The sequence below is a fragment of the Aeribacillus sp. FSL K6-2833 genome, from assembly GCF_037965815.1.
Classification (GTDB): domain Bacteria; phylum Bacillota; class Bacilli; order Bacillales; family Aeribacillaceae; genus Aeribacillus; species Aeribacillus composti.
Map to the genome: position 1 here is coordinate 1233084 of NZ_CP150189.1, position 26652 is coordinate 1259735.

The following is a 26652-nucleotide window of genomic DNA, read 5'->3' on the forward strand; positions in this document are numbered from 1 at the left end:
ATTGGGGTTACTAAAATGAAGTGGTCAGAGATTAGCATCCATACAACGGAAGAAGCGGTTGAACCTATCTCTAATATTTTACATGAAGCGGGTGCTGGTGGAGTAGTTATTGAAGATCCGTATGATCTTATAAAAGAAAGAGAAGATCAATATGGAGAAATATATCAGCTTGATCCTGAAGACTATCCTGATGAAGGTGTCATCATTAAAGCGTACCTTCCTGTGAATAGCTTTTTAGGCGAGACGGTGGAAGGGATAAAAGAACGGATAAATAACCTGCTGTTGTATGATATTGATTTGGGGCGGAACCATATTACAATTAGTGAAGTTAATGAGGAAGAATGGGCTACCGCTTGGAAGAAATATTACCGTCCTGTGAAGGTTTCAAAAAAATTTACGATTGTCCCCACATGGGAGCTGTATGAACCTGCTCACACCGATGAACTGATCATTGAATTGGATCCTGGTATGGCGTTTGGAACTGGAACCCATCCAACAACAGTTCTCTGCATACAAGCACTTGAAAAAAAGGTGCAAAAGGGAAATATTGTAATTGATGTCGGTACAGGGTCAGGCGTATTGAGCATCGCGAGTGCTTTGCTGGGGGCCGATAAAGTCATCGCACTTGATTTGGATCCAGTTGCAGTGGACAGCGCGCGATTAAATGTTAAATTGAATAAAGTGCAGCATCTTGTTCAAGTCAAGCAAAACAATTTGTTGGACGATATCGATGTTAAAGCAAACGTAATTGTTGCAAACATATTAGCTGAAGTCATATTGCGATTTGTTCGTGATGCGCATGAGCGTTTAGAAAACGGCGGTTATTTTATTACTTCCGGAATTATTCAAAACAAAAAACACGAAGTGGAGCAAGCTTTAATCGAAGCTGGTTTTACGATTGAAGAGACGATGACGATGGAAGATTGGGTCGCCTTTATCGCAAAAAAATAGAGGGATTGAAGATGCAGCGTTATTTTATTCATTATGCAAAAAAAGAATTAACTGATATTATTGACATCACCGGGGAAGATGTCCACCACATTTCCCGGGTGATGCGGATGAAACAGAATGATCAAATTATATGTGTAACAAAGGATGGATATTCAGCCCTTTGCCAAATTGTTCAAATATCTGCCGATAAAGTATGCTGTTCCATTTTAGAGTGGATCGAGAACAATTCAGAGCTTCCGGTAAAAGTGATATTAGCGAATGGGCTGCCTAAAGGGGATAAATTGGAGCTCGTCATTCAAAAAGGGACGGAGCTTGGTGCTTCCAAGTTTATCCCTTTTAATGCTGCTCGTTCAATTGTAAAATTAAATGAAGGTAAAATAAATAAAAAATTAGAGCGGTGGAATAAAATTGCGAAAGAAGCTGCGGAACAGTCACATCGGACCATAATTCCTGAGGTGACGAAGCCAGCTTCATTAAAGGATGTCATTTCTTATGCTGCATCAGCCGATGTAAAAATTGTCGCTTATGAAGAGCATGCAAAAAAAGGTGAAACGAGCAATTTATTTCGTGCTTTAAATTCTTTGCAGCGGGGAGGATCATTATTCGCTGTTTTTGGACCAGAAGGAGGTTTTACAGCCGAGGAGATTAAGCAGTTATCCGATAACGGCTTTCTTTTATGCGGGCTAGGTCCGAGAATATTGCGGGCGGAAACGGCTCCTCTTTATTTATTATCTGCAGTATCCTATCATTTTGAACTGTCGAGGTGAAAAACATGCCGACTGTTGCTTTTCATACATTAGGATGTAAGGTAAATCATTATGAAACAGAAGCTATTTGGCAGCTATTTAAAGAAGCGGGATATGAGCGCCGGGATTTTGAAGCGATTGCGGATGTATATGTCATTAACACTTGTACGGTGACGAATACAGGTGATAAAAAAAGCCGCCAAGTAATACGGAGAGCGATCCGCAAAAACCCTGACAGTGTTATTTGCGTTACAGGTTGTTATGCGCAAACGGCACCCGCAGAAGTCATGGCCATTCCTGGGGTTGATATCGTTGTCGGTACACAAGATCGAAAAAAAATGCTCGATTATATTGAGCAGTTTAAGAAGGAGCGCCAGCCGATCAACGGTGTGACAAACATTATGAAAGCTCGGGTATTCGAGGAGATGGACGTACCTTCCTTTACAGACCGGACGCGGGCGTCTTTAAAAATACAAGAAGGCTGCAATAATTTTTGCACGTTTTGTATTATTCCGTGGGCACGCGGTCTCATGCGGAGCCGGGATCCAAAGGAAGTGATTAAACAGGCTCAAAAGCTGGTGGATGCTGGATACAAAGAAATTGTTTTAACCGGCATCCATACAGGAGGATATGGGGAAGATTTAAAAGATTATAATTTTGCGCAGCTTCTTCGCGATATTGATTCTGAAGTGAAAGGATTAAAGCGGTTTAGAATTTCTTCAATTGAAGCGAGCCAAATAACTGATGAAGTAATTGAAGTGCTGAAAACGTCCGATAAAATTGTCCGCCATTTGCATATACCGCTTCAATCAGGATCAAACAGCGTCTTAAAGCGGATGCGCCGTAAATATACGACGGAATTTTATGCTGAGCGTCTGAAACGGCTGCGGGAAGCTTTGCCTGGGCTTGCGGTAACTTCTGATGTGATTGTAGGTTTCCCGGGTGAAACGGAAGAAGAATTTATGGAAACATACAACTTTGTTAAAGAACACCGTTATTCTGAGCTTCATGTTTTCCCTTATTCGAAGCGGACAGGAACACCAGCTGCCCGAATGGAAAATCAAGTTGACGAAGACATAAAAAACGAACGCGTACACCGGCTGATCGCATTAAGCGATCAACTAGCAAAAGAATATGCCTCAAAATTTGAGGGACAAGTACTGGAGGTTATTCCAGAAGAACCTTATAAAGAAGCTCCAGACAGCGGCAAATATGAAGGATATACGGACAATTATTTAAAAGTTGTTTTTCCGGCGACGAAAGAGATGGTTGGGAAAATTGTGAAGGTGAAATTAACTAAGGCTGGCTATCCATATAATGAAGGACAAGTAGTCCGTATAGTCGATGAAGACTATTTACAGAAGTCTTCTTAATCTAGCTTTTTCTTGCGTAAAACAGACTTTGATGTAAGCTGTACCACTTTTTATGAAGGGAGCCTTCTCATGAAAAGGGATATTGCGAAGTATATTGACCATACTGTTTTAAAGCCGGATGTCACGCAGGCAGATATTGAAAAGCTTTGTTTTGAGGCGAAGGAGTACGGATTTGCATCTGTCTGTGTTAACCCCGTATGGGTGGAAACAGCAGCTAATTTGCTGCAAAAATCAGATATGAAAGTTTGCTCAGTGATTGGTTTTCCGCTTGGAGCAACAACTACTGAAGTAAAGGCATATGAAACGACAGAGTTGGTTCAAAAAGGTGCAGCGGAATTAGATATGGTGATAAACATCAGCGCATTAAAGGATCAGCGTTATCATGCAGTTGAAGAAGATATTCGTGCTGTCGTTGAAGCGGCAAACGGAAAAGCTTTGATAAAGGTGATTATTGAAACATGTCTATTAAATGTTGATGAGAAAAGAAAAGCGTGTGAGCTAGCTGTAAAAGCCGGAGCAGATTTTGTCAAAACATCGACAGGATTTTCTACCGGTGGTGCAACAGTTGACGATGTGAAGCTTATGCGTGCAGTAGTAGGTCCGAAATTCGGCGTGAAAGCATCTGGCGGAATCCGCGATTATAAAACTGCGATCATGATGATAGAAGCCGGTGCGACAAGAATTGGTACTAGTTCTGGAGTGGCGATTATAAAAGGAAGTGAACGTTAATCTATTATAATCACAGAATTGCTGGATTTTTTACATTTAGTTTAAAAAAGTTTTCCCGCAGTTTGTTGCGGGATTATTTTTTTATCCATGCTGAAATAGTTTTTGTCCACCATAATACAAAATTTGCATATTGATTCGCAAACGGGAGAATGATTAAAGAAGTTATCAGGTTAAAAATCAGACTAAAGTGAGCGATTTGGAAATCTGGTTCATTTGTTAACAATTTTAAATTATTTGCGAAAAAAGGAATAAGCGGAACGAACAGGATCACTCCAAACACATTCAGCCAAAGATGGGCAAAAGCAGTATATTTCGCTTCTTGTTTAGAGCCGATCGAGGCCAATAAAGCTGTAATGCAGGTGCCGATATTTGCGCCAAGAACAAAAGCTAATCCTGTTTCTAATGGCAGCAGCTGTTCGTTCATAAAGCTCATGACAATTCCGATTAATGCAGTTGATGATTGAATAATTCCGGTGAAGACCGCGCTTATTCCGACAGAAAAAAGCAAATGGTCACTCGATTTGGAAAGTAGATCAGACATAACCTGCAGGTCAGACAAAAGAAAAGCAGCTTTTTCAAACCCGTTCAAAGCTAAAAAAATACACGATATGCCGAAGCATGAACAGCCTAATGAAAATAAAATTCTGTTTTTAAAAAGCATGAGAAGAAGAGAAATTGCAAACATCATCCCTAAATAGTCATCTATTTCAACGGCTAGAAATTCGGTCGTAAAGGTCGTCCCGACATTGGAACCTAAAATAATTCCAATTGCATCTTTAAACTTTAACAAACCAGCGGAAACAAAACTAACTGTAATCACCATCACTAGAGAACTGCTATGAACAAGAGCTGTTGCAATCATGCCGGTTAGAAAGGATTTGATTGGGGCATTCGTGCAGTTGTACAGCCATTTCTCCAGCTGCCTATGGGACATTTGCTGAAATCCGTATTTCATCATTGCCATTCCGCAAAAAAATAAAAGGAAACAAGAAAAAAATAATAACAGCAATTGCATTCCCATGAAAACCACCTCATCAACAGTCTATGGACAAGGTGTCACAATAAGACCTTATGAACGAGTAATTTTTTTCAATCGAACTAGTTATATTTTTTCAGACAGCTGTTTAGCGGCTTTCAAACGATCTTGAATCATTTCCTTATATACATGATGAATTTGGAAATTCTTCCATACAAAAGCTGATATAAAACAGTCTTGTAAACCTGTCCGGTAAAAAAAAGTCATAAGGAATAGGAAAGATGTTTTGAACATTGACCAAATAAATCGATTATATTATACTAACTTAGTAAATGTTCTTTTTGATAAGGAACATGAACTGGCTTTGTTCGGAGGGAGGGAAAAAGGATGTCTAAAACGATCGTACGTAAAAACGAATCGCTTGAGGATGCTCTTCGCCGCTTCAGACGCCAAGTATCAAAAACTGGTACTTTGCAGGAATATAGAAAGCGCGAATTTTATGAGAAGCCTAGCGTAAGACGCAAGAAAAAATCTGAAGCTGCAAGAAAGCGTAAATATTAAAAGAGGGTGTATATTAATTATGGGTCTTCTTGAGCGTTTAAATCAAGATATGAAGCAAGCGATGAAAAATAAAGAGAAAGATCGCCTTTCAGTCATTCGCATGGTAAAAGCATCCTTGCAAAATGAAGCGATTAAACTCGGAAAAAGTGAGTTGACTGAAGAAGAGGAATTAACGGTACTTTCTCGAGAATTAAAGCAACGTAAAGACTCCCTCCAAGAATTTGAAAATGCAGGTCGTTCAGATTTAGTTGAAAAAGTGAAAGCTGAAATTGCAGTAATAACTGAATATATGCCTGAGCAATTATCTGAAGAGGAATTAATACAAATTATTAAAACAACAATTTCGGAAGTGAACGCAACGTCCAAATCCGATATGGGGAAAGTAATGGGAGCCGTTATGCCAAAAGTAAAAGGAAAAGCAGATGGCTCGCTTGTCAATAAATTGGTTCAGGATTTGCTTTCATAATTCGAGTAAAAAGCTTGCCGCTTTCTATGTGCGGCAAGCTTTTAAGTTTTTGCAGCGGATTCATCCTATGGACTGCGGCAGTCGATTAATGAATGTAGCTGCCTTGCAATTCATCAATAGTGGTTCAGTTGTTGATAGCAAGCTTGTCGGCGAAAGAATATAGCTGCTATGCAAATGTCCGCAAAAAATTGAGCAGAGGGCAACAATGAAGGAAAACATTCGGAAAGATCGCTGATCTCAATGAAGATTATCGGGAAAATACGGCGGCAATAAAGGAAAACCTATCGAAAAGAGCACACGTCTATCTAGCTGTGAGAACAGGGAAAAACGACAGCACTATTTGCTCTGAAAGGGAAAGGATTTATTTCGGAGTTAACCCAAATATTTTCATTGAAACCTCAATGGGATCAACATGACGGAGCGTATAAGCGGCGCCTGAGCTGTTCATACGCTCTTTTTTGATGAAGGGAAAACCGTTCTATCCATATAGTTTGAGCAGTTTTTCTTTTGACATCATTAAATATTTCGGCGGCCGCTTCAAGCTATCGAAACGATATTGAATGATTAAATACATAGGGGTAAATGTCAAAAGCTTATACCATTTATAAAATGGATTTTGAATGGCAAACGTTTCAAAGCCCAGCCGTTCAGAGCCTTTATTTAAAATAGTTATTCCAATAATCCCTTTCACATTGTGAAATTGTGAATGATTCCGCAAGTATTGAACGATATTTGGCAGCCCTTTTTCTGTTTTAGAGTAAATGTATCTTCCTTTTTGAATTTCGCTCTTAAAATGATTCAGTTCCTTCATTAAATAGACGTTATGAAGATGTATTTTTAACAGAAGATCATTTTTTTTAATTTTTGTACCGTCTGAAAGAATTATTTCCCTTCCTTTATATTTTGTCAATCGAACCCGGAAAATGTCACGATTATTCTCCTTGTCCCTCACATACTCAAGCCGCGAACAAAGGTAATAAATGGGATCCAATAGGCACCAAAACTTAAAAAAACAATATCTCAACCTTCCCATTTGCAACACCTTTCACTTTTTTTCTTACAGTTTATTTTTTAGCATACGAATTGTTTTTATTTATAAAAAATTTTTTTCGAATAGCCATGCGAAATTAAGAAAAAACTTTTAAAGAACTCCATCAATAACAATGGTGAGCGATATGAAAAAAATTTTATATCTTCCTTTTTTGACCATACCTTCAGGCCATCATCAAACAGCTGATGCCCTAATGGAAGGGTTGTTACGGCTTGATCCTGACATTCATTGCGAAAAAATGGACCTTTTGTCATCGAAATTTGGAAAAATAGAAAGGCTGATATCTTCCTTTTATTTGCAATGGATTGGCCGTTTTCCTAAATCATACAGCCATATGTACCACAGGTCAGTGCTCGCGGAACAAAAGAGCGCCAAAAGGTTTTTCCATTATGAGGCACTTTTTCTCCGGCATTTAAAAAAGATCATTGATGAATTGAATCCGAAAATGATTGTTTGTACCCATGCTCTTCCTTCCTACTTACTTGCCAGGCTGAAAGCCTCTTCTCAAATCAACATCCCTGTTATCAATGTATACACAGATTTTTTTATTCATCACCTTTGGGGAAAAAGAGAAATTGACTATCATTTTGTCGGTCACTCATATATGAAAGATTATTTGCTCGAAAAAGGTATAAAAAAAGAACAGATTTTTGTTACAGGGATTCCTATTCACCCAAATTTTACAAAAAGGAAAGATGAACATGTACATAGCATGCGCTTTTATCGAGGATTAATTTCGGGAGGAAGTTCAGGCGTCGGTTCAATAGAGAAGATAACGGAAAAAATCAGCCGCGATGATGATATCCATTATATGGTGTTATGCGGAAAAAACAGAAAGCTTTATGATCGATTAATAAAACAAAACCATCCACGAATTACTCCTTTACCTTACATCTCTTCAAGAGAACAAATGAACGATCTGTACAATCGCGTCGATTTTATCATGACAAAGCCCGGGGGTGTGACAATCAGCGAATGTTTATACAAAAAAATTCCTATATTTGTATACCACACTCTTCCAGGACAGGAAGAAATAAATTTGGAGAAATTAACAAAATTCGGGATGGTGTTTGATTTTCGAAATTGGCAAGAGGAAACAAATATTTCGGCCTCCATTATTCGAGCGCTGCAATCTAAGCAGCTATCAAAATTTTTATCGAAAGTGGATGAATATCATAAAAGTTTAGCTCCGATTGAACCAGCGGGATTGATCAAACGTTTAATGAATGAATAGCTCCTGGAAGCCATTAAAGCTTCTAGGAGCATTAGTTTGAAAATTATTTATCGATAAAGGGATGACCCGCCCTCTATAAATTCTTTTGCTTTTTGCCTCAAACCTTCCTGAACGAAATCAGAATCACTTGAACCGGCCATTTTTCTTAAATTGTGGGAAATTTTCATCGAGCAAAATTTTGGACCGCACATAGAACAAAAATGGGCAATTTTCGCTCCTTCTGCCGGCAAAGTTTCGTCATGATATTCGCGTGCCCGTTCAGGATCGAGAGAAAGATTAAATTGGTCGTTCCAGCGAAATTCAAAACGGGCTTTTGATAAAGCATCATCCCTTATTTGGGCGCCTGGATGCCCTTTTGCCAAATCTGCGGCATGGGCTGCAATTTTATAAGCAACAACACCTTGGCGCACATCCTCTTTATTGGGAAGGCCTAAATGCTCTTTCGGAGTTACATAACATAGCATGGCCGTTCCGTACCAGCCGATCATGGCTGCTCCAATGGCTGACGTAATATGATCATAGCCGGGAGCAATATCGGTTGTTAATGGACCGAGGGTATAAAAAGGAGCCCCCTTGCAAATTTCATTTTCTAAATCAACATTTTCTTTAATTTTATGCATCGGAATGTGCCCAGGGCCTTCGATCATGACTTGGACATCATGTTTCCAGGCGATTTCCGTCAATTCACCGAGCGTTTTCAATTCGGCAAATTGCGCTTCATCATTGGCATCTCGAATAGATCCGGGACGCAAGCCGTCACCTAATGAAACGGCAATATCATATGTTTTTAAAATTTCGCAAATCTCTTCAAAATGAGTGTATAAAAAGTTTTCTTGATGATGCGCCATACACCACTGCGCCATGATCGAACCGCCGCGGGATACGATTCCGGTCGTCCGTTTGACGGTCAAAGGGATATAGCGAAGCAGCACGCCGGCATGTATAGTAAAATAATCGACCCCTTGTTCTGCTTGCTCAATTAATGTATCACGGTAAATTTCCCATGTTAACTCTTCAGCAACACCATTAACTTTTTCGAGCGCTTGGTAAATCGGGACGGTTCCAACCGGCACGGGCGAGTTGCGGATGATAAATTCTCTTGTTGCATGAATATTTTTTCCTGTTGACAGGTCCATAATTGTGTCAGCGCCCCAGCGGATGGCCCAAAGCATCTTCTCAACTTCTTCTTCGATTGACGATGTTACAGCTGAATTGCCAATGTTGGCATTAATTTTTACATGAAAGTTCCGGCCGATGATCATCGGTTCACTTTCCGGGTGATTAATGTTGGACGGAATAATGGCCCTGCCGGCAGCGACTTCTTGACGAACGAATTCAGGATCCATGTTTTCACGAATCGCCACAAACTCCATCTCTGGGGTGATGATCCCCTTTTTTGCATAGTGCATTTGTGTAACGACAGCACCTTTTTTTGCTTTGAAAGGCTTTCGATGAAAAGGTGTGGCAATATTGTGATCTTCCCAATTGCGAAATCCATTATCTTCAGGCTTTACCTGGCGCCCGTCATATTCTACAACATCATGACGGTCTAAAATCCACTGTTTGCGTACAGCCGGCAAACCTTTATGAATATCTGCCTGAAAATCAGGATCTGTATAGGGACCGCTCGTGTCATAAACCTTTACAGGTTCATTTTCAAACGTTCCCGCTTCCGTTTTCGTGGGAGTTAATTGAATTTCCCTCATCGGAACCCGAATATCGGGTCTTGACCCAGTCACATAAATTTTTTTGCTTGCTGGAAACTGCATGTTTTCGAAATAATGTTTCATTTTTCTCCTCCTCCATTTTTTTATCTGAAGATGTGCATAGAAAAATAGGAGGGGAGATGGGATGTGAAAAATAAAAACGGGTTCGCTTTAGCACGAACCCGATCAATTCAATATAGAAAAAGAAGGCAATACAAATACTCCCGCTACCTACTTCCCTACGCTGGCATCATCCAGATCAGGTTCAAAGGGTTGAAGAACTTCAGGCGCGTTCTTCTCTCAGTCCAGCTAATTGGACACCCCTAGTAGATGGTTATATATTTTTTTAAATAGTAACATAATATGAAAAATAATGAAAATATTTTTTTCGTTTCATGATGTTTGTAGAATTGTTGATTTTTGAAACTTTCTGCGCAATTGTCCGTAATAATATTAGGCAAAAAATAAGGGGGGAGAGGCCTGAAATCAAACAATAAGTTTTTCGCTATTTGCGCTCTGCTGCTCATCTTGTCGATTATTTGTGCGTCTTTTGATGCCAAATCAGCTGAAGGGAAAACCGTTTATTTTATTCCGATTGAAAATACAATTGAAAAAGGATTGGTGCATTTTATTAAACGATCCATTCAGGAGGCGGAAAAAGAGAAGGCGGATGTCATTGTTTTTGAATTGAACACTCCTGGCGGTGCTTTAGAGGCAGCGATAGAAATAGGCAAAATGATTATGGATACAGATATCAAAACAATCGCTTATGTAAATAAACATGCGATTTCTGCAGGGGCTTATATAGCATTAAGGGCTGATCAAATATATTACCATCCTGGCGGTACCATTGGGTCAGCGGCTGTCATTGACTCCAATGGCAATGCTGCAGAAGTAAAAGTGCAATCGTTTTGGAAAGCAGAGATGAGAAATGCTGCTGAGCTTCATGGCAGAGACCCTATGTTCGCTGAGACGATGGTAGACAGCAGCTTGAATATGCCCGAATATGGTGCAGAAAAAGGAGAATTACTAACATTAACAGCAAAACAAGCGATGGAAGTCGGGTATGGTGAAGGTATCGCCAAAAGCCGGGCAGAGCTTTTGAAATCGATCGGAATGGAAGGTGCAAAAATCCAAGAGACTGAGGAGACGTTTGCTGAAAAAATAGCCCGTTTTGTAACAAACATGTATACCATTCCGATATTATTAACAATTAGCGGTTTAGGATTTGTGTTAGAATTGTACACTCCTGGGTTTGGCATTCCTGGTTTTATTGGACTATTGGCGCTGTTTTTGTTTTTCTTCGGTCATTTTATTGCAGGGCTTGCGGGATTGGAAACGGTTGTTTTGTTCGTGCTTGGGGTTCTGCTTATAATTGCAGAGTTGTTTGTTCCAGGAGGAATTATTGGAGCAATCGGTTTTCTTTCAGTCCTTTTAAGTTTATTTTTAGCAGCTGATCATATAGGACATATGGCGGTTTCTCTTTTTATTGCCGGTTCCATTTCGATATTCACAATATTCATTTTGTCAAAGGTGATTGGTAAGCGTATGAAATGGTTTAAAAAAATTATTTTAAATGATTCAATCAGCACGGAGAAAGGTTATGTATCCAATCAAAATCGTACAGATTTAATTGGGAAAACGGGTGTAACTGTGACTGCTTTGCGGCCGGCAGGAACAGTAATGACCGATGGAGAGGAAAGATTGGATGTTGTGACAGAAGGGACGTATATTGAGAAAGGAAAAAAAGTGAAAATTGTTAAAGTAGAAGGCTCACGAATTGTTGTGAGAGCTATTAATGAAAATGAATAGGAGGTAGGTATGTCACATGGATGTATCATTTTTTCTTTTACTAGGTCTTATCGTATTAGGTCTTATTTTGCTTGGCATTTTGTTCTCTTTTGTGCCGATTATGCTTTGGATTTCCGCTCTGGCAGCTGGCGTTCGCATCAGTATTTTGACTCTTATTGGAATGAGGCTGCGCAGAGTCATTCCAAGTCGAGTGATCAATCCGTTAATTAAAGCGCATAAAGCCGGCCTTGATGTCACAACAAATCAATTGGAAAGCCATTATTTAGCAGGAGGAAATGTCGATCGAGTTGTCAACGCATTAATTGCAGCTGAAAGAGCTAATATTGAATTGAGCTTTGAACGTTGTGCTGCGATTGATTTAGCGGGAAGAGACGTGCTTGAAGCCGTTCAAATGAGCGTAAATCCGAAAGTAATCGAAACCCCGTTTATTGCAGGGGTTGCCATGGACGGAATTGAAGTGAAAGCAAAAGCCCGCATCACGGTGCGAGCCAATATCGACCGGCTTGTTGGCGGTGCCGGGGAAGAAACGATTATCGCACGTGTAGGTGAAGGAATTGTCAGCACCATTGGTTCTTCTGATGATCATAAAAAAGTGCTGGAAAACCCTGATATGATTTCGCAAACAGTTTTAAACAAAGGACTCGATTCAGGAACAGCCTTTGAAATTTTATCCATCGACATCGCGGACGTTGACATCGGCAAAAACATCGGTGCAATCCTGCAGACAGATCAAGCGGAAGCAGACAAAAACATCGCGCAAGCTAAAGCGGAGGAACGCAGGGCGATGGCGGTGGCAAGAGAGCAGGAAATGCGCGCTAAAGTTGAAGAAATGCGGGCAAAAGTTGTTGAGGCGGAAGCGCAAGTTCCGCTGGCAATGGCGGAAGCTTTAAAATCAGGAAATATTGGAGTTATGGATTATATGAACATCAAAAACATTACCGCTGATACAAATATGCGTGATTCTATCGGAAAAATGACAAAAAACTCTGCTGGTGATGAAGAAGAATGATCTTTCTGTTCATCAAAGGAGGTGTCATATGGAAATATTTGAAAATCCGCTGTTCATTGTTATTTTAATCGGGATTATTTCTTCTTTGTTTGGCAGAAATAAAAAAGATCAAGAGCAGCAGAAAAAAAGGAAACAAGCTGCAAAACAAATAAAACAAAGGGTTAAAAATGTTTCGACAAGCCCTCCAAATGAATGGAATCAAATTCAAAATGTACACACAGGCCTATCCAGCCAAATAAAAAAAGCTGAAAAAGACAAATCGAATATGAAATCTTTTCATAATAAAAATAAAAAACAGAAACCATCAGCTTTACACATGCATTCAGCTGCAAAAGGAGTCATTTGGAGCGTCATTTTAGATGAACCCCGATCCAAAAAGCCCCATCGGTCGAATTTCATAAAATAAATGAATTAATGGTGTTAATCCCCTTTTGTCTCTCATAAATATGAGGATGAAGGGGGTTCTTTTATGGGCAAAAAATGGCATCAGCGAATAAAAAGCATATTGACAGAAGGATTGCAAATACCAGCTGACGTCATGATGGATCTTCCCCGTGTTACGATGATCGGTACATTGCATATATATATAGAAAATCATAAAGGACTGCTTTCCTTTACAGATAAAGAGATTCGAGTTTTGCTGCAGCAAGGCCAGATGCTCATTAAAGGAAGCGATTTTGTGATGAAAGCGATATTGCCAGAAGAGCTCCTTGTAGAAGGGAAAATTGAACAAGTATTATATATTGATCAGTAGGGGGATCGGGATGCGGAACAATTGGTTGTTATATTTTACAGGCTTCGTTCAGGTAATAGCGGAAGGAACCGGCTCAGAAAGAATGTTGAACGATTGCACGCGGCTTGGCATTGTCACAATAAATGTAAAGCGGCTGGAAAACGGTGCAATTTCTTTTTTTATACGCCTTAAAGATGTACAGGCTTTACGAAAAGTAGTTCGTAAACATGAATGTAAGTGCACCTTTCACCAAAGGATAGGATTTCCATTTTTATTAAAAAAATCATGGAGAAATTTTGGTTTTGTTATTGGAATTGTTCTGTTCATTGCCATTACATTTCTTTTATCCAACATGATTTGGCATATTGAAATAAAAGGGGCTAGTCCGAAAACAGAGCATTTAATACAAAAAGAATTGGACAAAATAGGAATTAAAAGAGGGACGTTTCAGTTTTTGACATCGAGCAATCAAACGGTTCAAAATCGTTTGATGAGCCAAATAGATGATATAACATGGATCGGTGTCAAATTAAAAGGAACGACATATTCTCTAGAAGTAGCCGAAAAGAAAAAAGAGCAAAAAAGCAAAGTGGAGGGGCCGAGGCATTTAGTGGCCGCGAAGGAAGCTGTTATAGCAAAAATGTATGTTGAAAAAGGACAACCTTTAGTAGACGTTCATGATTTTGTGAAAAAAGGACAAATATTAGTTTCCGGTGTAGTTGGAGAAGGTGATAAAATACGAAAAGTGGCAGCAGACGGAGAAGTATTAGGCGAAACTTGGTATATTTCAACAGTGGAGGTGCCGCTTCAAACAACTTTCCAGTTATTTTCAGGAAAGTCAGTCACGAAGCATTTTCTCTCCTTTCGTTCTTTTTCCATTCCTATTTGGGGGATGTTTCGCAATGATGAATCGGAATATCCGCAATATGCGGTGGAGCGAGACGAGCGTCCATTAAAATTTTTAAAATGGGATCTTCCAGTTAACTATAAGAAAGAAACGATTCGGGAGACGGAAACCTTTCACAGAAAATATTCTGTGGATGAAGCGAAACGGCAAGCGATTGCTGCCGGGAAAAATGACTTGTTTCGAAAACTTGGAAAAGATGTCAAAATTGTTGGCGAAAAAGTTTTGCACGAAGACGTCGAGAATGGTAAAGTAAGATTGAAAATACACTTCCAAGTTATTGAAAACATTGTAAAAATAAAACGGGTTCAGGGAGATTAGAGAATGACAGAAGATTTAGTCACAATCAGCCAGAGTTTAGAAAATCCGAATGAAGCCATTAATTTATTTGGGATTCATGATGTTCATTTAAAAAGAATTGAAGAAGAGTTAAACGTATCGATCATTTCGCGCGGTGAAGCGGTATATGTTTCAGGAGATAAAGAAAAAGCTGAACTGGTTGAAGACATCTTGAAATCCCTTCTTTCGGTTATTCGAAAAGGAATTTCGATTAACGAACAAGACGTGCTTTATGCAACAAAAATGGCGAAAAGTGGGAAGATCGATGAATTTGAATCCCTATACGATGAAGAAGTTGCGAAAAATGCAAAAGGAAAAACCATTCGTGTAAAAACGCTAGGTCAACGAAAGTATTTTCAAGCAATTAAAACGCATGATTTAGTATTTGGAATCGGTCCAGCAGGAACAGGAAAAACGTTTCTCGCTGTTGTCATGGCCGTCCATTGCTTGAAAAATGGGCTTGTAAATAAAATCATATTAACGCGGCCGGCCGTTGAAGCTGGTGAAAATTTAGGTTTTTTGCCCGGCGATTTAAAAGAAAAGGTAGATCCTTATTTAAGACCTTTATATGATGCTCTACACGATATTTTAGGCGTGGACCATACGGAGCGCTTGTTAGAAAGAGGAGTTATTGAAATTGCTCCATTGGCGTATATGCGCGGAAGAACACTTGAGGATGCGTTCGTTATTTTAGATGAAGCGCAAAATACAACAACTCAGCAAATGAAAATGTTTCTAACCCGTTTAGGCTTTGGATCCAAAATGGTCATTACAGGCGACCTGACACAAGTGGATTTGCCAAAAGGAGTAAAATCAGGACTGCTTGAAGCGAATGAAAAATTATCAGGCATTCGGGGCATTTCATTCGTATATTTAAAGGAAACTGATGTCGTGCGGCACCCGCTCGTTTCAAAAATTATTGAGGCTTATGAAAAAGATGATCAGTAAGACCCGCTCATCATGACCGGGTCATTTTTTGCATAGAATTGATCGGAGGTGCTGTGACAAATGAAAAGAAAAATGGATCGCAAAGACAGGAAACAGCCGATATTCCATTTTTTGAAAAAAATGCAATCCCTTCATCTTTTCTTATATCCCGTTATTGGAGTAATTTTGTTTACCGTTTTATACAGCAATGTAGAACCGGACACGTTTGATGCCAAATTATTTTCAGTATCCGACCAAACGATTTACGCACCTGTTACCGTTGTCGATAAGGAAATGACGGAAAAGAGAAGAGAAGAAGCTGCTGAAAGCGTGGAAGATCAATATGTGCTAAAAAAAGAATATGCGGACAACAGTGTGGATTTGGTCGAATCTTTATTTGATGCCATCATGGAGGCTTCTTCTAATGCCGAAATGAGCAGCAAAGAGAAGCTTGACAGGCTTAAAAGCAGTTTAGGAGATATGTATGATAAATATCCTGAAAGCGTATATACATCGTTGTTAAGTGCAAATGAAGGACAGCTTACGCTGGCGAAAGATGCGGTTGTTACGGCTGTCAATGAAACGATGAGCGAGCCGATTCCGGCTGAAAAATTAGAAGAAGCGAGAAACAAAGTGAAAGAACGGCTTCAAAACGTGAATTTGCCGGATAAGATACGCTCAGCAGCTGAAGAGATTGGACGCAGCGCAATTATTTCCAATTATGTATTTGACCCAAAATCAACAGATGAAAAGCGGGAAGAAGCAAAAGAAAAAGTGCAGGAGGTTCAAATTAAGCAAGGTCAAATTATAGTCGAAGAGGGCCAATTAATTGACAGGGAAGTATATAGAAAGCTGGAATTGTTGGGCCTTTTAGATAATAAGTACACATTTCAGCCGATCATTGGTCTTTTCATTTTAGTCTTATTAGTGATGATCTATCTTGCATATTTTTTTGAAAAAGAAAAGAACTCGTTCTTTACGAGTAAAAACCAGTCATTGCTTCTCTTTACCATCATCCTAGCGATAACGTTAACGGTCATGAAGATTATCAGCTTATTTCAAAAAATGGACTATTCTCATATCGGCTTTATTGTCCCGGTGCTGATGGGAGTCATGTTGACAAAGCTTTTGATTAATGACCGCCTTGCGTTCGTGACAAGCATTATATATGCTTTTTGCGGAAGCTTGATTTTTAATGATGGAGTCACTGGCACATTTAATTTTACAATTGGTCTTTACTACTTATGCGGGTGCATCGCAGCCATTCTGTTTCTAGGGGAACATAACGTCCGTTCGAAAATTTTACAAGCTGGTCTTTTCGTTTCGGCTGTTAATATTGTTGTGATCACCGCTATTTTATTCATTCAAAATGGAATTTATTCGAATCTAGAGATCGGTTCTTATTTTCTTATGGCGATTGTATCAGGTGTTATCTCTTCCGTCTTGACAATCGGTTTAATGCCTTTTTTTGAATCAGGTTTTGGCATTTTATCGACGATGAAGCTGATTGAACTGTCGAATCCGAATCATCCTTTATTAAGGAAAATATTAACGGAGGCGCCTGGTACTTATCATCACAGTGTAATGGTGGCCAATCTAGCCGAGGCTGCTTGCGAAGCGATCGGTGCGAATGGATTGTTGGCAAGGGTTGGAAGCTACTATCACGATATCGGCAAGACGAAACGGCCGCGCTATTTTATTGAAAACCAAATGAACATGGAAAATCCGCATGATAAATTGTCCCCTCAGCTAAGCAAAAACATTATTATTGCTCATGCTGAAGAGGGAGCAGAAATGTTAAGGAAGCATAAAATGCCGAAAGAATTTATCGATATTGCTCTGCAGCATCATGGAACATCGCTTTTAAAATTTTTCTACCATAAAGCCCAAGAAAATAGTGATCAGCCTATTTTGGAAAGTGAGTTTAGATATCCGGGTCCGAAGCCGCAAACGCGGGAGATTGCCGTTATTTGTATCGCTGACAGTGTAGAAGCAGCTGTTCGTTCAATGAAAAATCCGATGCCCGAAAAAATTGAAAAGCTTGTTCGTTCCATCATAAAAGATAAACTTCAAGACGGGCAATTCGATGAATGTGATATAACGTTTAAAGAGCTTGAAACGGTGGCAAAAATATTGTGTGAAACATTGAAGGGGATTTTTCATTCAAGAATTGAATATCCGGAATTTCATGAAAAGAAGGTGAAGAAAACATGACATTATCCATTGACATTTTCGACCAGACGGAAACACTCTCTTCTGAGGAAATAGAAACGATCGAAAATTTGCTGCAATTTGCTGCTTTAGAAGAACGTGTTCCCAAAGATTCGGAAGTATCTGTAACCTTTGTTACTAATAAAGACATTCAAGAGATCAATCGGGATTACCGGGGAAAAGATCAGCCGACTGATGTGATTTCATTTGCGCTTGAAGAAACAGGAGAAGATGAAGTGGAGATCCAAGGTGCTGATCTCCCCCCTCATTTAGGGGATATCATTATCTCAATAGAAAAAGCGAAAGAGCAAGCAGAAGAATACGGCCACTCATTTATGAGAGAGCTCGGATTTTTATCTGTTCACGGCTTTTTGCATTTATTAGGTTATGATCATATGACAAAAGAAGAAGAAGAAAAAATGTTTTCAAGGCAAAAGGAAATTTTAGAGAAATTTGGATTGAAAAGAACAGGATAAACATGAAGACTTTGTTGAAAAGCTTTTGTTTTGCCGTACAAGGAATAGCTGCAGCCTTCCAATCCGAGCGGAACTTTAGAATTCATGTGACAGCTGCGATCATCGTGATCGCAGCCGGATTATTTTTCAACATTAGCTTAATTGAATGGATTGTCATTCTCCTATTAATTGGCGGAATGTTAGCTTTAGAGCTGGTCAATACTGCCATTGAACGAATCGCTGATGCTGTGTCGAAAGAATTTCATCCTCTGCTTAAAACTGCAAAAGATGCAGCTGCAGGAGCAGTATTGGTTTATGCAGCCGTTTCGGTTGTCATCGGATTCATCATTTTTGCCCCCAAAATAATTGAAGTTTTTTCGTGAAAAATGTAGAATTTTCTGAAAAAATAAACGTGAAATTAAATGAAAAATGATGTAAAATAATGAGTATAAGCTGCAACGTAAACGAAAGGAAGGAAGCTATGGACTCCCATCAACTGATTGAAGAAGCAAAAAGAGCAAGAGAATTTGCTTATGCACCTTACTCTCGATTTAAAGTAGGTGCAGCACTTCTGACAAAGGATGGAAAAGTATACAAAGGATGCAATATTGAAAACGCAGCTTATTCCATGTGCAATTGTGCCGAGCGCACTGCTATATATAAAGCGGTTTCAGAAGGTGAAAATGAATTCGCAGCTATTGCCATAGTTGCGGATACAAAGCGCCCTGTATCGCCATGCGGCGCTTGCAGGCAAGTCATAGCAGAGCTCTGTCCTAAAAATATGAAGGTGATTTTGGCGAATCTTAACGGAGACTATAACGAGCTAACAGTTGAACAACTATTACCAGAAGCATTTACATCGGAGGATTTACATGAATAAGACAAAATTTAAATCAGGATTTGTATCAATCATCGGCCGTCCGAATGTCGGCAAATCGACTTTTATTAACCGTGTAATCGGTCAAAAAATTGCGATTATGAGCGTTAAACCTCAAACAACGAGAAACAAAATACAAGGGGTTTATACGACGGAAAACTCACAAATTATTTTTATCGACACTCCCGGTATTCATAAACCAAAGCATAAATTGGGCGATTTTATGATGAAAGTCGCTCAAAATACGCTCAAAGAAGTGGATCTAATTCTGTTTATGATTAATGCTGAAGAAGGATTAGGCCGCGGTGATGAATATATCATGGAACGATTGAAGGAAACCGATACTCCTGTATTTTTAGTTGTCAATAAAATCGATCGGGTTCATCCTGATGATTTATTGCCGCTTATTGACCAATACAGGGAAAAGTTCGAGTTTCAGGAAATTGTTCCAATTTCTGCCCTGCAAGGAAACAACATTGAAACGTTGCTAGGGCAAATTGAAGCGTATTTGCCGGAAGGTCCGCAATATTATCCTAGTGATCAGGTGACAGATCACCCGGAACGTTTTATCATTTCTGAACTAGTTCGCGAAAAAGTATTGCATTTGACAAGAGAAGAGATCCCGCATTCTGTCGCAGTTGTTGTTGATTCTATTGAAAAAAGAGAAAACCATGCAGTATATATAGCTGCAACAATTGTTGTGGAACGCAACTCTCAAAAAGGTATTATCATTGGGAAGCAAGGAAGAATGTTGAAAGAAATTGGGAAAAGGGCAAGGGTTGACATTGAAAACTTGCTCGGATCAAAAGTCTTTTTAGAGCTGTGGGTCAAAGTGCAAAAAGATTGGAGAAATCGCCTGTCGCAATTGCGAGATTTTGGATTTAGGGAAGACGAATATTAATTGACTTGAAGGAAGTTAGAAATATTTTCAAAACATGAAAATGAGTCAAAAAGGCTATGATAACAATGAATTGGATATAGCTTAGGAACAACGACAGAAAGGTGGGGACAATATGTTAGATTTTACCTGGAAAGTATTCACGTTTACAGGTAATATTGACACATATCTCCTTTTTAAAGAGCTTGAAAAGGAGCGCACGAAAGATTGTCAAATGAAGGAAGAAGAGCGGACTGAGGTTGATCTCCCTGTTTAGTAGTGCTGTATCCAATAGGATGGTGGAGAAATGCTTGTAAAGACGGAAGGAATTGTCATTCGTACAACGGAATATGGTGAGACCAATAAAGTTGTTACAATATATACAAGGGAGTTTGGGAAAGTTGGTGTAATGGCACGGGGCGCAAATAAACCGAACAGCCGCCTCGCAGCTGTTACCCAACTTTTTACGTATGGAAATTTTTTGTATCATCAATCTTCTGGATTGGGCAATTTAAGCCAAGGAGAAATCATTTCCGCTTTTAGAGAGATTAAGGAAAATATTTTTTTGACTGCATATGCTTCATATATTGTAGAGCTCCTTGATAAAGGAACAGATGAAAAAGACAGAAACCCTTTTTTGTTTGAGCTCTTATTTCAAACACTTCATCTGCTGAATGAAGAAAAGGATGCGGAAATTTTGACCAATATATTTGAAATAAAGATGCTCAACGTTCTCGGTTTATATCCCGAATTAAACAAATGTGCAGTAAGCGGCGAAACAAACGGACCGTTTCATTTTTCATTAAAAGAAAACGGATTGATTTGCAGCCGCTGTTTTGAAAAAGATCCTTACAGGCTCAATATTTCTCAGAAGACAGTGAAGCTGTTGCGGCTGTTTTATTCTATTGACTTAAACCGCATTGGTCAAATATCCGTCTCCGCTGAGACAAAAAAAGAACTGAGATTTGTTCTTGATCAATATTATCAGGAATATGCAGGTTTATCGCTGAAATCGAAAAAATTTTTAAATCAGCTTGACAGTTTAAAAGAAATGTTGTAAACCATATACATGGATGTGAAACCTTTCAAATGAAGGATTTATCCCCCTCATGCTGTTAGAAAAAGCGATTTAATGTCATGTAATGAGCGGAAATGATACGTGTCAAATTGAATAATAAAATGCGATGAAGGAAAAGAGTACCTGCAATCTTCATAGAAAGCGACCTTAGGATGGTGCGAGCTAAGGTATGAGGATGCAGGGAACGGCGTTCCAGAGCAATAACGGTTTACGAGAGGCTGAAACGTTTTTCAGCAAATAGGGTGGAACCGCGGGTCATCCCGTCCCTATGCAACTTTGTTGCATTAGGGACGGTTTTTATTTTGTTCGAACATAACTTAATTGTGGAGGTGCATGATGAATGAACATTCAAGAAATGATTTTGACGCTGCAAAAGCATTGGGCCGATCATGGATGTATTTTGATGCAGGCATATGATGTAGAAAAAGGTGCCGGAACCATGAGCCCATACACATTTCTTCGCTCCATCGGGCCAGAACCGTGGAATGTTGCTTACGTGGAGCCGTCAAGAAGACCTGCTGACGGAAGGTATGGGGAAAATCCGAACCGCCTTTATCAACACCATCAATTCCAAGTCATTATGAAGCCGTCTCCGAAAAACATACAAGAAATTTATTTAGATTCATTAAAGGCTCTTGGAATTGATCCGCTTGAACATGACATCCGCTTTGTGGAAGATAACTGGGAAAATCCTTCTCTCGGCTGCGCAGGGCTTGGCTGGGAAGTTTGGCTTGACGGAATGGAAATTACTCAATTCACGTATTTTCAGCAGGTCGGAGGACTGGAATGCAAACCGATTTCTGTTGAAATAACTTATGGAATTGAGCGTTTGGCGTCTTATATTCAAGAAAAAGAAAATGTATTTGACCTTGAATGGACAAACGGATTTACATATCGGGACATTTTTTATCAGCCTGAATATGAGCATTCCAAGTATACGTTCGAAACATCCGATACAAACATGCTATTTGAACTGTTTAATACGTATGAAAAAGAAGCGCACAGACAGATGGAATTAGGTCTCGTTCATCCAGCGTACGACTACGTTTTAAAATGCTCGCACACATTTAATTTGCTTGACGCAAAAGGAGCTATTTCTGTTACAGAACGAACCGGATATATTGGCAGAGTGAGAAAGCTGGCAAGAAAAGTTGCCAAAACGTTTTATGAAGAACGGGAAAAACTCGGTTTTCCAATGCTGAAAAACAAGGGGGCCGAAAATCATGAATAAACGGGATTTACTTATCGAAATCGGGCTTGAAGAAATGCCTGCCGGCGTCATCCTGTCTTCGATTGATCAGCTGGCTGACAAAGTAGGAGCTTGGCTGGATGAACATCGCATTTCTTACGCCAAAATAAAAAAATATTCAACTCCTAGACGTCTTGCCGTCCTTGTAGAGGATGTAAATGAAAAACAGGAAGATTTGCTTGGCGAAGCAAAAGGACCGGCAAAAAAGATTGCGGTTGATGAGAATGGAAATTGGACAAAAGCAGCGTTAGGCTTTGCACGGAGCCAAGGAGCTTCCACAAACGACATATCCTTTAAAGAAGTAAACGGTGTTGAGTACGCTTTTGTTCAAACATTTCAAAAAGGGAAAGAAACGAAAGAACTGCTCCCAGGGTTAGAAGAGATTATTCAAACCATCCATTTTCCGAAAAATATGCGTTGGGGAAATTGGAATCTTCGCTATATCCGTCCGATACAATGGTTAGTTGTCTTATTTGGACAAGACATCATTCCGTTTTCCATTACCGATGTTCCGACAGGAAATGTTACGTATGGCCATCGCTTTTTAGGGACGAAAGCGGAAATTTCCACTCCACGCGATTATGAAAATACTTTGTTGAACCAGTTTGTTGTCGCCGATTATGAAAAACGAAAACAAATGATCATTCAACAGCTGGAGGAACTGGAAAGAAAGGAAAACTGGATCATCCCTGTTGATGAAGATTTGCTCGAGGAAGTTACAAACTTGGTGGAATATCCGACCGCCCTGTACGGTTCATTCGAAGACCAGTTTTTAACATTGCCTGAAGAAGTGTTAGTGACGACGATGAAGGAGCATCAGCGATATTTTCCTGTCAAAAATAAAGATGGAAAGCTGCTTCCGTTTTTTGTTACCGTAAAAAACGGGAATGATCAAAACATTGAAACGATTGCCAAGGGGAATGAAAAGGTCCTTCGGGCAAGACTTTCCGATGCAAATTTCTTCTACGAAGAAGACAAAAAGCTTGCCATCGATACCGCACTGGAGAAGCTTGAAAAAATTGTTTTTCATGAAGAACTGGGCTCCATCGGTGACAAGGTTCGCCGAATTGTAAAATTATCAGAAAAGCTTAGCGAAAAGCTTGAATGCTCCAATGAGGAGAAAGCTTATATTAAACGGACTGCTTCCATTTGCAAATTTGACATTGTTACGCAAATGGTTTATGAATTTCCTGAGCTTCAAGGAATTATGGGAGAAAAATACGCTCTTTTAAAGGGTGAACAGGAAGAGGTTGCAAAAGGAATAAATGAGCATTATATGCCGCGGCATGCTTCCGACAAGACGCCTGAAACGTTGAGCGGAGCCATTGTAGGGCTTGCGGACAAGCTGGATACAATTGCAGGATTTTTTTCGATCGGTTTGATTCCAACTGGCTCACAAGATCCGTATGCATTAAGAAGACAAGCAAGCGGCATTGTTCAAATTCTTCGAGCCAAACAATGGCGGCTTGAATTGGAGGAATTGTTCGACCTTGCTATAAATGTATATGGTTTAGAAAATAAAGACAATTTGAGAAAAGAATTGCTGTCGTTCTTCCAAATGAGAGTCAAATTTGCGCTTCATGAAGAAAATGTCCGCCATGATATAATTGAATCGGTATTACAATCCAATTACCATGAAGTTAATGCATATTTTGAGCGGGCTGCCGTTCTGTCAGAAGAAAGCCAAAAGGGTGACTTTAAAGAAGTAATTGAATCGCTGTCTCGTGTTGTCAACATCTCGTCTAAGGGCCAAGAGGGCAATATTAAAGAAGAGCTGTTCGAGAAGGAAGAAGAAAAAACATTGTATCAAGCGTATTTACGGCTTGAAGAAAATTTTGTAAAATTGCAAAAAGAGGGTAATTTTAAAGAAGCATTTTTGGAAATGAAAGCTTTAAAGCCGGTGATTGATCGTTATTTTGATAATATTATGGTAATGGCAGAGGATGAATCGGTTAAACAAAACAGGCTGTCCCAAATGGTACAATTAACAAAGATAATCACATCTTTTGCCAAAGTGAATGAAATTATCGTAAAATAAATGCAAATGGACGATTATCCCGAGGATAATCGTCTTTCCTTTCGCCGTAATGAGCAATAGAAAACCTTTTCAAAATATTGAAATCATATATAATATTTTTATAATGCAGCCTCTTTTTCAAGGTGGTGAGGACAATAGAGCTTAATAAACGGCAAGAACAAATATTGCAAATCGTTAAGGAGCATGGGCCAATTACAGGTGAGCATATTGCAGATCGTTTAAACTTGACAAGAGCTACGCTAAGACCTGATTTAGCAATTTTAACAATGGCTGGATACCTTGACGCAAGGCCGCGAGTCGGCTATTTTTATACAGGGAAATCAGGCGCCAATTTGCTTGCAGAGAAATTAAAAAAGCTCCAAGTAAAAGATTTTCAGTCGATCCCAGTCGTTGTCAACGATAATGTTTCTGTTTATGATGCAATTTGTACAATGTTTTTGGAAGATGTCGGGACATTATTTGTGGTAGATAATCAATCGTTGCTAGTGGGAGTGCTGTCGAGAAAAGATCTCCTCCGGGCAAGCATCGGCAAACAGGAATTAACCCAAATCCCCGTCAATATTATTATGACTAGAATGCCAAATATAACCGTATGCAAAAAGGAAGATCTTATTATTGATGTAGCAAGGATTTTAATTGAAAAGCAAATCGATGCACTGCCCGTTGTAAAAGAAGTGGACGGCGGTTTTGAAGTGATAGGAAGAATTACGAAAACAAACATTACAAAAATATTGGTAAGATTAGTTGATGACGATATTATGTAAGAATGGGGGATCCGAATGAATAATCGTACGATCTATATTGTTTCAGACTCAGTCGGGGAAACGGCAGATCTCGTTGTAAAAGCAGCTATCAGTCAATTTAACGGCTCTCAATATGAAACGAATGTGAAAAGGGTGCCTTATGTGGAGGATGCAAATACAATCAAAGAAGTTGTCGCATTGGCGAAAATGGATAATGCGATCATTTGCTTCACAATCGTTGTCCCCGAACTTAGGAATCTTCTTATTCAAGAAGCGGAAAAAGAAGGTGTGATCTACCACGATATCATTGGTCCTTTAATTGATAAAATGGAAACGTCATATGGAATAAAAGCGAAGTATGAGCCCGGAAGAGTTCGGAAGCTTGATGAAGACTATTTCAAAAAAGTAGAAGCAATTGAGTTTGCTGTTAAATATGATGACGGCCGCGATCCGAGAGGAATTTTGAAAGCCGATATTGTTTTGATCGGTGTATCGCGCACTTCCAAAACGCCTTTATCGCAATATTTGGCGCTAAAACGATTAAAAGTAGCTAATGTTCCTATTGTTCCAGAAGTAGAACCCCCTGAAGAACTTTTTAAAGTTTCCAAAGAGAAATGCGTCGGTCTAAAAATCAGTCCGGAAAAGCTGAATTATATCCGAAAGGAAAGATTAAAGCAGCTCGGGCTTAATGATCAGGCTATATATGCCAATATAGACAGAATTAAAGAAGAATTAGCTTATTTTGAAAAAATTGTTCAAAAAATCGGCTGTCCAGTTATAGATGTATCGAACAAAGCAGTTGAAGAAACAGCCAATCATATCCAAAATTTATTCTTAAAAAAATAACATGTGATAAAACCTGCTTATTCCGATCTTAAGAATATAGTAGGTTTTTTTCATGGTGAAAGATAAAATGATGGAATAATGCAGTGTATTGTATTATAATAAAAAATTGTGATAAAATTATGCTTTTTAGGTTTAGACTAAAAAAAATACGAATAAACTATTTACAGGAAGATGTCAAGGGGATTGGAGAAAGAAAATTCGACAAATCACTTTTTGTAAAAAGTTTAAATTGCTGGCAGGATTCTTTGAGGTGATGAAGAATAGAGAAATATGATGGGAAAAATATCACTATTTTTGTCGATGCTGATGCATGCCCCGTCAAAGAAGAAATTGCATCAGTCGCAAAAAAATATAAAGTCCCGGTTTGTTTCATTGCATCATATGCTCATGTAGGTAAAAAGGATGACGGGAATAGCTGGGTATTTGTCGATCAAGAAAAGGAATCTGTCGACTTATACATTTTTAACAACTCAAAAAAACATGACATCATCATTACACAAGATATCGGACTAGCCGGTATGCTGCTTAAGAAATGCACACATGTTCTCTCTCCAAGAGGAATGCTGTTTACAGAAGATACAATCGACTCTGTTCTCCATCTCCGGTATATTTCGGCAAGGGAAAGAAGAAACGGCAATTATATCAAAGGGCCAAAAAAATTCCAAGATAAAGATCGTCATCATTTTATCACAGCACTTGAAAAAATATTGTCGAATTATGCAGGAAATTTTAAAATTCATATTGAATAAATTTTAAGGCAC

Annotated in this window: 28 protein-coding genes, 1 riboswitch and 1 other annotated feature; of the genes, 25 read left to right on the top strand and 3 right to left on the bottom strand. The window is 39.1% G+C overall.

What is annotated here, in order from left to right; translation table 11 throughout:
- Positions 1-15 precede the first annotated feature (15 nt).
- The 4 genes from prmA (at position 16) to deoC (ending at position 3799) form a co-directional block, all read left to right on the top strand.
- Positions 16-951, top strand: a complete 936-nt coding sequence (gene prmA / locus NSQ94_RS06100; protein WP_063388027.1) for a 50S ribosomal protein L11 methyltransferase — start codon at positions 16-18, stop codon at positions 949-951.
- Between the two features lie 11 nt (positions 952-962).
- Entirely contained in the window at positions 963-1718 is a 756-nt protein-coding gene (locus NSQ94_RS06105; RefSeq protein WP_066250567.1) for a 16S rRNA (uracil(1498)-N(3))-methyltransferase, read from the top strand.
- 5 nt (positions 1719-1723) lie between these two features.
- Positions 1724-3070 (top strand): tRNA (N(6)-L-threonylcarbamoyladenosine(37)-C(2))-methylthiotransferase MtaB, encoded by a 1347-nt coding sequence (gene mtaB / locus NSQ94_RS06110; protein ID WP_339230382.1) that lies wholly within the window; start codon positions 1724-1726, stop codon positions 3068-3070.
- Positions 3071-3139: 69 nt separating this feature from the next.
- Positions 3140-3799 (top strand): deoxyribose-phosphate aldolase, encoded by a 660-nt coding sequence (gene deoC / locus NSQ94_RS06115; protein WP_339230384.1) that lies wholly within the window; start codon positions 3140-3142, stop codon positions 3797-3799.
- Positions 3800-3872: 73 nt separating this feature from the next.
- Here deoC and NSQ94_RS06120 read toward each other — a convergent pair whose 3' ends face one another.
- On the bottom strand, positions 3873-4820 hold the full coding sequence (locus tag NSQ94_RS06120) for a Na/Pi symporter (RefSeq protein ID WP_082829575.1): 948 nt from the start codon (positions 4818-4820) through the stop codon (positions 3873-3875).
- A gap of 342 nt (positions 4821-5162) precedes the next feature.
- On the opposite strand from NSQ94_RS06120, the gene rpsU reads away from it, so the two are divergent.
- Positions 5163-5336: a 30S ribosomal protein S21 gene (rpsU, locus tag NSQ94_RS06125; RefSeq protein ID WP_063388032.1), complete on the top strand. Its 174-nt coding sequence runs from the start codon at positions 5163-5165 to the stop codon at positions 5334-5336.
- 19 nt (positions 5337-5355) lie between these two features.
- Positions 5356-5802, top strand: a complete 447-nt coding sequence (locus NSQ94_RS06130) for a GatB/YqeY domain-containing protein (RefSeq protein WP_063388172.1) — start codon at positions 5356-5358, stop codon at positions 5800-5802.
- A gap of 478 nt (positions 5803-6280) precedes the next feature.
- Here the strand turns inward: NSQ94_RS06130 and NSQ94_RS06135 are convergent, their stop codons facing one another.
- Positions 6281-6835, bottom strand: coding sequence for a hypothetical protein (locus NSQ94_RS06135; protein ID WP_094246242.1), 555 nt, complete (start codon positions 6833-6835; stop codon positions 6281-6283).
- A gap of 142 nt (positions 6836-6977) precedes the next feature.
- Between NSQ94_RS06135 and NSQ94_RS06140 the strand changes: the two genes are divergently transcribed.
- Entirely contained in the window at positions 6978-8087 is a 1110-nt protein-coding gene (locus tag NSQ94_RS06140) for a galactosyldiacylglycerol synthase (protein ID WP_144596761.1), read from the top strand.
- A gap of 47 nt (positions 8088-8134) precedes the next feature.
- Here NSQ94_RS06140 and thiC read toward each other — a convergent pair whose 3' ends face one another.
- Positions 8135-9877 (bottom strand): phosphomethylpyrimidine synthase ThiC, encoded by a 1743-nt coding sequence (gene thiC / locus NSQ94_RS06145; RefSeq protein WP_063388035.1) that lies wholly within the window; start codon positions 9875-9877, stop codon positions 8135-8137.
- A 135-nt stretch (positions 9878-10012) separates the two neighbouring features.
- Positions 10013-10128, bottom strand: a riboswitch (TPP riboswitch).
- Positions 10129-10321: 193 nt separating this feature from the next.
- On the opposite strand from thiC, the gene NSQ94_RS06150 reads away from it, so the two are divergent.
- The 18 genes from NSQ94_RS06150 to NSQ94_RS06235 all read left to right on the top strand — a co-directional run bounded on the left by NSQ94_RS06150 (position 10322) and on the right by NSQ94_RS06235 (position 26640).
- Complete coding sequence (locus NSQ94_RS06150; RefSeq protein ID WP_339230388.1) at positions 10322-11605, top strand: NfeD family protein; 1284 nt, start codon at positions 10322-10324, stop codon at positions 11603-11605.
- Between the two features lie 16 nt (positions 11606-11621).
- Positions 11622-12614 carry a flotillin-like protein FloA gene (gene floA / locus NSQ94_RS06155; RefSeq protein ID WP_066247540.1) on the top strand — a complete coding sequence of 331 codons (993 nt, stop codon included), beginning with the start codon at positions 11622-11624 and terminating at the stop codon, positions 12612-12614.
- Positions 12615-12642: 28 nt separating this feature from the next.
- A complete protein-coding gene (locus tag NSQ94_RS06160) occupies positions 12643-13020 on the top strand; it encodes a hypothetical protein (RefSeq protein WP_066247542.1) in 378 nt (125 codons plus the stop codon).
- A gap of 63 nt (positions 13021-13083) precedes the next feature.
- A complete protein-coding gene (gene yqfC, locus NSQ94_RS06165; RefSeq protein WP_063388039.1) occupies positions 13084-13368 on the top strand; it encodes a sporulation protein YqfC in 285 nt (94 codons plus the stop codon).
- A 10-nt stretch (positions 13369-13378) separates the two neighbouring features.
- On the top strand, positions 13379-14572 hold the full coding sequence (gene yqfD / locus NSQ94_RS06170) for a sporulation protein YqfD (protein WP_066247544.1): 1194 nt from the start codon (positions 13379-13381) through the stop codon (positions 14570-14572).
- Positions 14573-14575: 3 nt separating this feature from the next.
- The gene (locus NSQ94_RS06175) at positions 14576-15538 is read left to right on the top strand and encodes a PhoH family protein (protein ID WP_063388041.1); all 963 of its coding nucleotides are present in this window, start codon (positions 14576-14578) and stop codon (positions 15536-15538) included.
- Between the two features lie 60 nt (positions 15539-15598).
- Positions 15599-17731 (top strand): HD family phosphohydrolase, encoded by a 2133-nt coding sequence (locus NSQ94_RS06180; RefSeq protein ID WP_063388042.1) that lies wholly within the window; start codon positions 15599-15601, stop codon positions 17729-17731.
- Positions 17728-18204: an rRNA maturation RNase YbeY gene (gene ybeY / locus NSQ94_RS06185; protein WP_066247546.1), complete on the top strand. Its 477-nt coding sequence runs from the start codon at positions 17728-17730 to the stop codon at positions 18202-18204. The genes NSQ94_RS06180 and ybeY overlap by 4 nt, the downstream gene beginning before the upstream one ends.
- Positions 18205-18206: 2 nt before the next feature.
- A complete protein-coding gene (locus NSQ94_RS06190; RefSeq protein WP_066247547.1) occupies positions 18207-18566 on the top strand; it encodes a diacylglycerol kinase family protein in 360 nt (119 codons plus the stop codon).
- Between the two features lie 59 nt (positions 18567-18625).
- Positions 18626-19063 (top strand): cytidine deaminase, encoded by a 438-nt coding sequence (locus NSQ94_RS06195; RefSeq protein ID WP_082829393.1) that lies wholly within the window; start codon positions 18626-18628, stop codon positions 19061-19063.
- Complete coding sequence (era, locus tag NSQ94_RS06200; protein WP_339230391.1) at positions 19056-19961, top strand: GTPase Era; 906 nt, start codon at positions 19056-19058, stop codon at positions 19959-19961. The genes NSQ94_RS06195 and era overlap by 8 nt, the downstream gene beginning before the upstream one ends.
- A 112-nt stretch (positions 19962-20073) precedes the next feature.
- Positions 20074-20214, top strand: coding sequence for a YqzL family protein (locus tag NSQ94_RS06205; protein ID WP_065095532.1), 141 nt, complete (start codon positions 20074-20076; stop codon positions 20212-20214).
- A gap of 30 nt (positions 20215-20244) precedes the next feature.
- A complete protein-coding gene (recO, locus tag NSQ94_RS06210) occupies positions 20245-20997 on the top strand; it encodes a DNA repair protein RecO (RefSeq protein WP_066247548.1) in 753 nt (250 codons plus the stop codon).
- A gap of 115 nt (positions 20998-21112) precedes the next feature.
- Positions 21113-21286 (top strand) — a binding site (T-box leader).
- Between the two features lie 69 nt (positions 21287-21355).
- Positions 21356-22246: a glycine--tRNA ligase subunit alpha gene (glyQ, locus tag NSQ94_RS06215; protein ID WP_063388048.1), complete on the top strand. Its 891-nt coding sequence runs from the start codon at positions 21356-21358 to the stop codon at positions 22244-22246.
- The gene (gene glyS / locus NSQ94_RS06220; RefSeq protein WP_144596771.1) at positions 22239-24302 is read left to right on the top strand and encodes a glycine--tRNA ligase subunit beta; all 2064 of its coding nucleotides are present in this window, start codon (positions 22239-22241) and stop codon (positions 24300-24302) included. Before glyQ ends, glyS begins: the two co-directional genes overlap by 8 nt.
- 125 nt (positions 24303-24427) lie before the next feature.
- Positions 24428-25066: a helix-turn-helix transcriptional regulator gene (locus NSQ94_RS06225; RefSeq protein WP_094246231.1), complete on the top strand. Its 639-nt coding sequence runs from the start codon at positions 24428-24430 to the stop codon at positions 25064-25066.
- 15 nt (positions 25067-25081) lie between these two features.
- Positions 25082-25891: a pyruvate, water dikinase regulatory protein gene (locus tag NSQ94_RS06230; RefSeq protein ID WP_063388051.1), complete on the top strand. Its 810-nt coding sequence runs from the start codon at positions 25082-25084 to the stop codon at positions 25889-25891.
- 260 nt (positions 25892-26151) lie between these two features.
- Entirely contained in the window at positions 26152-26640 is a 489-nt protein-coding gene (locus tag NSQ94_RS06235) for a YaiI/YqxD family protein (RefSeq protein ID WP_063388052.1), read from the top strand.
- Positions 26641-26652 lie beyond the last annotated feature (12 nt).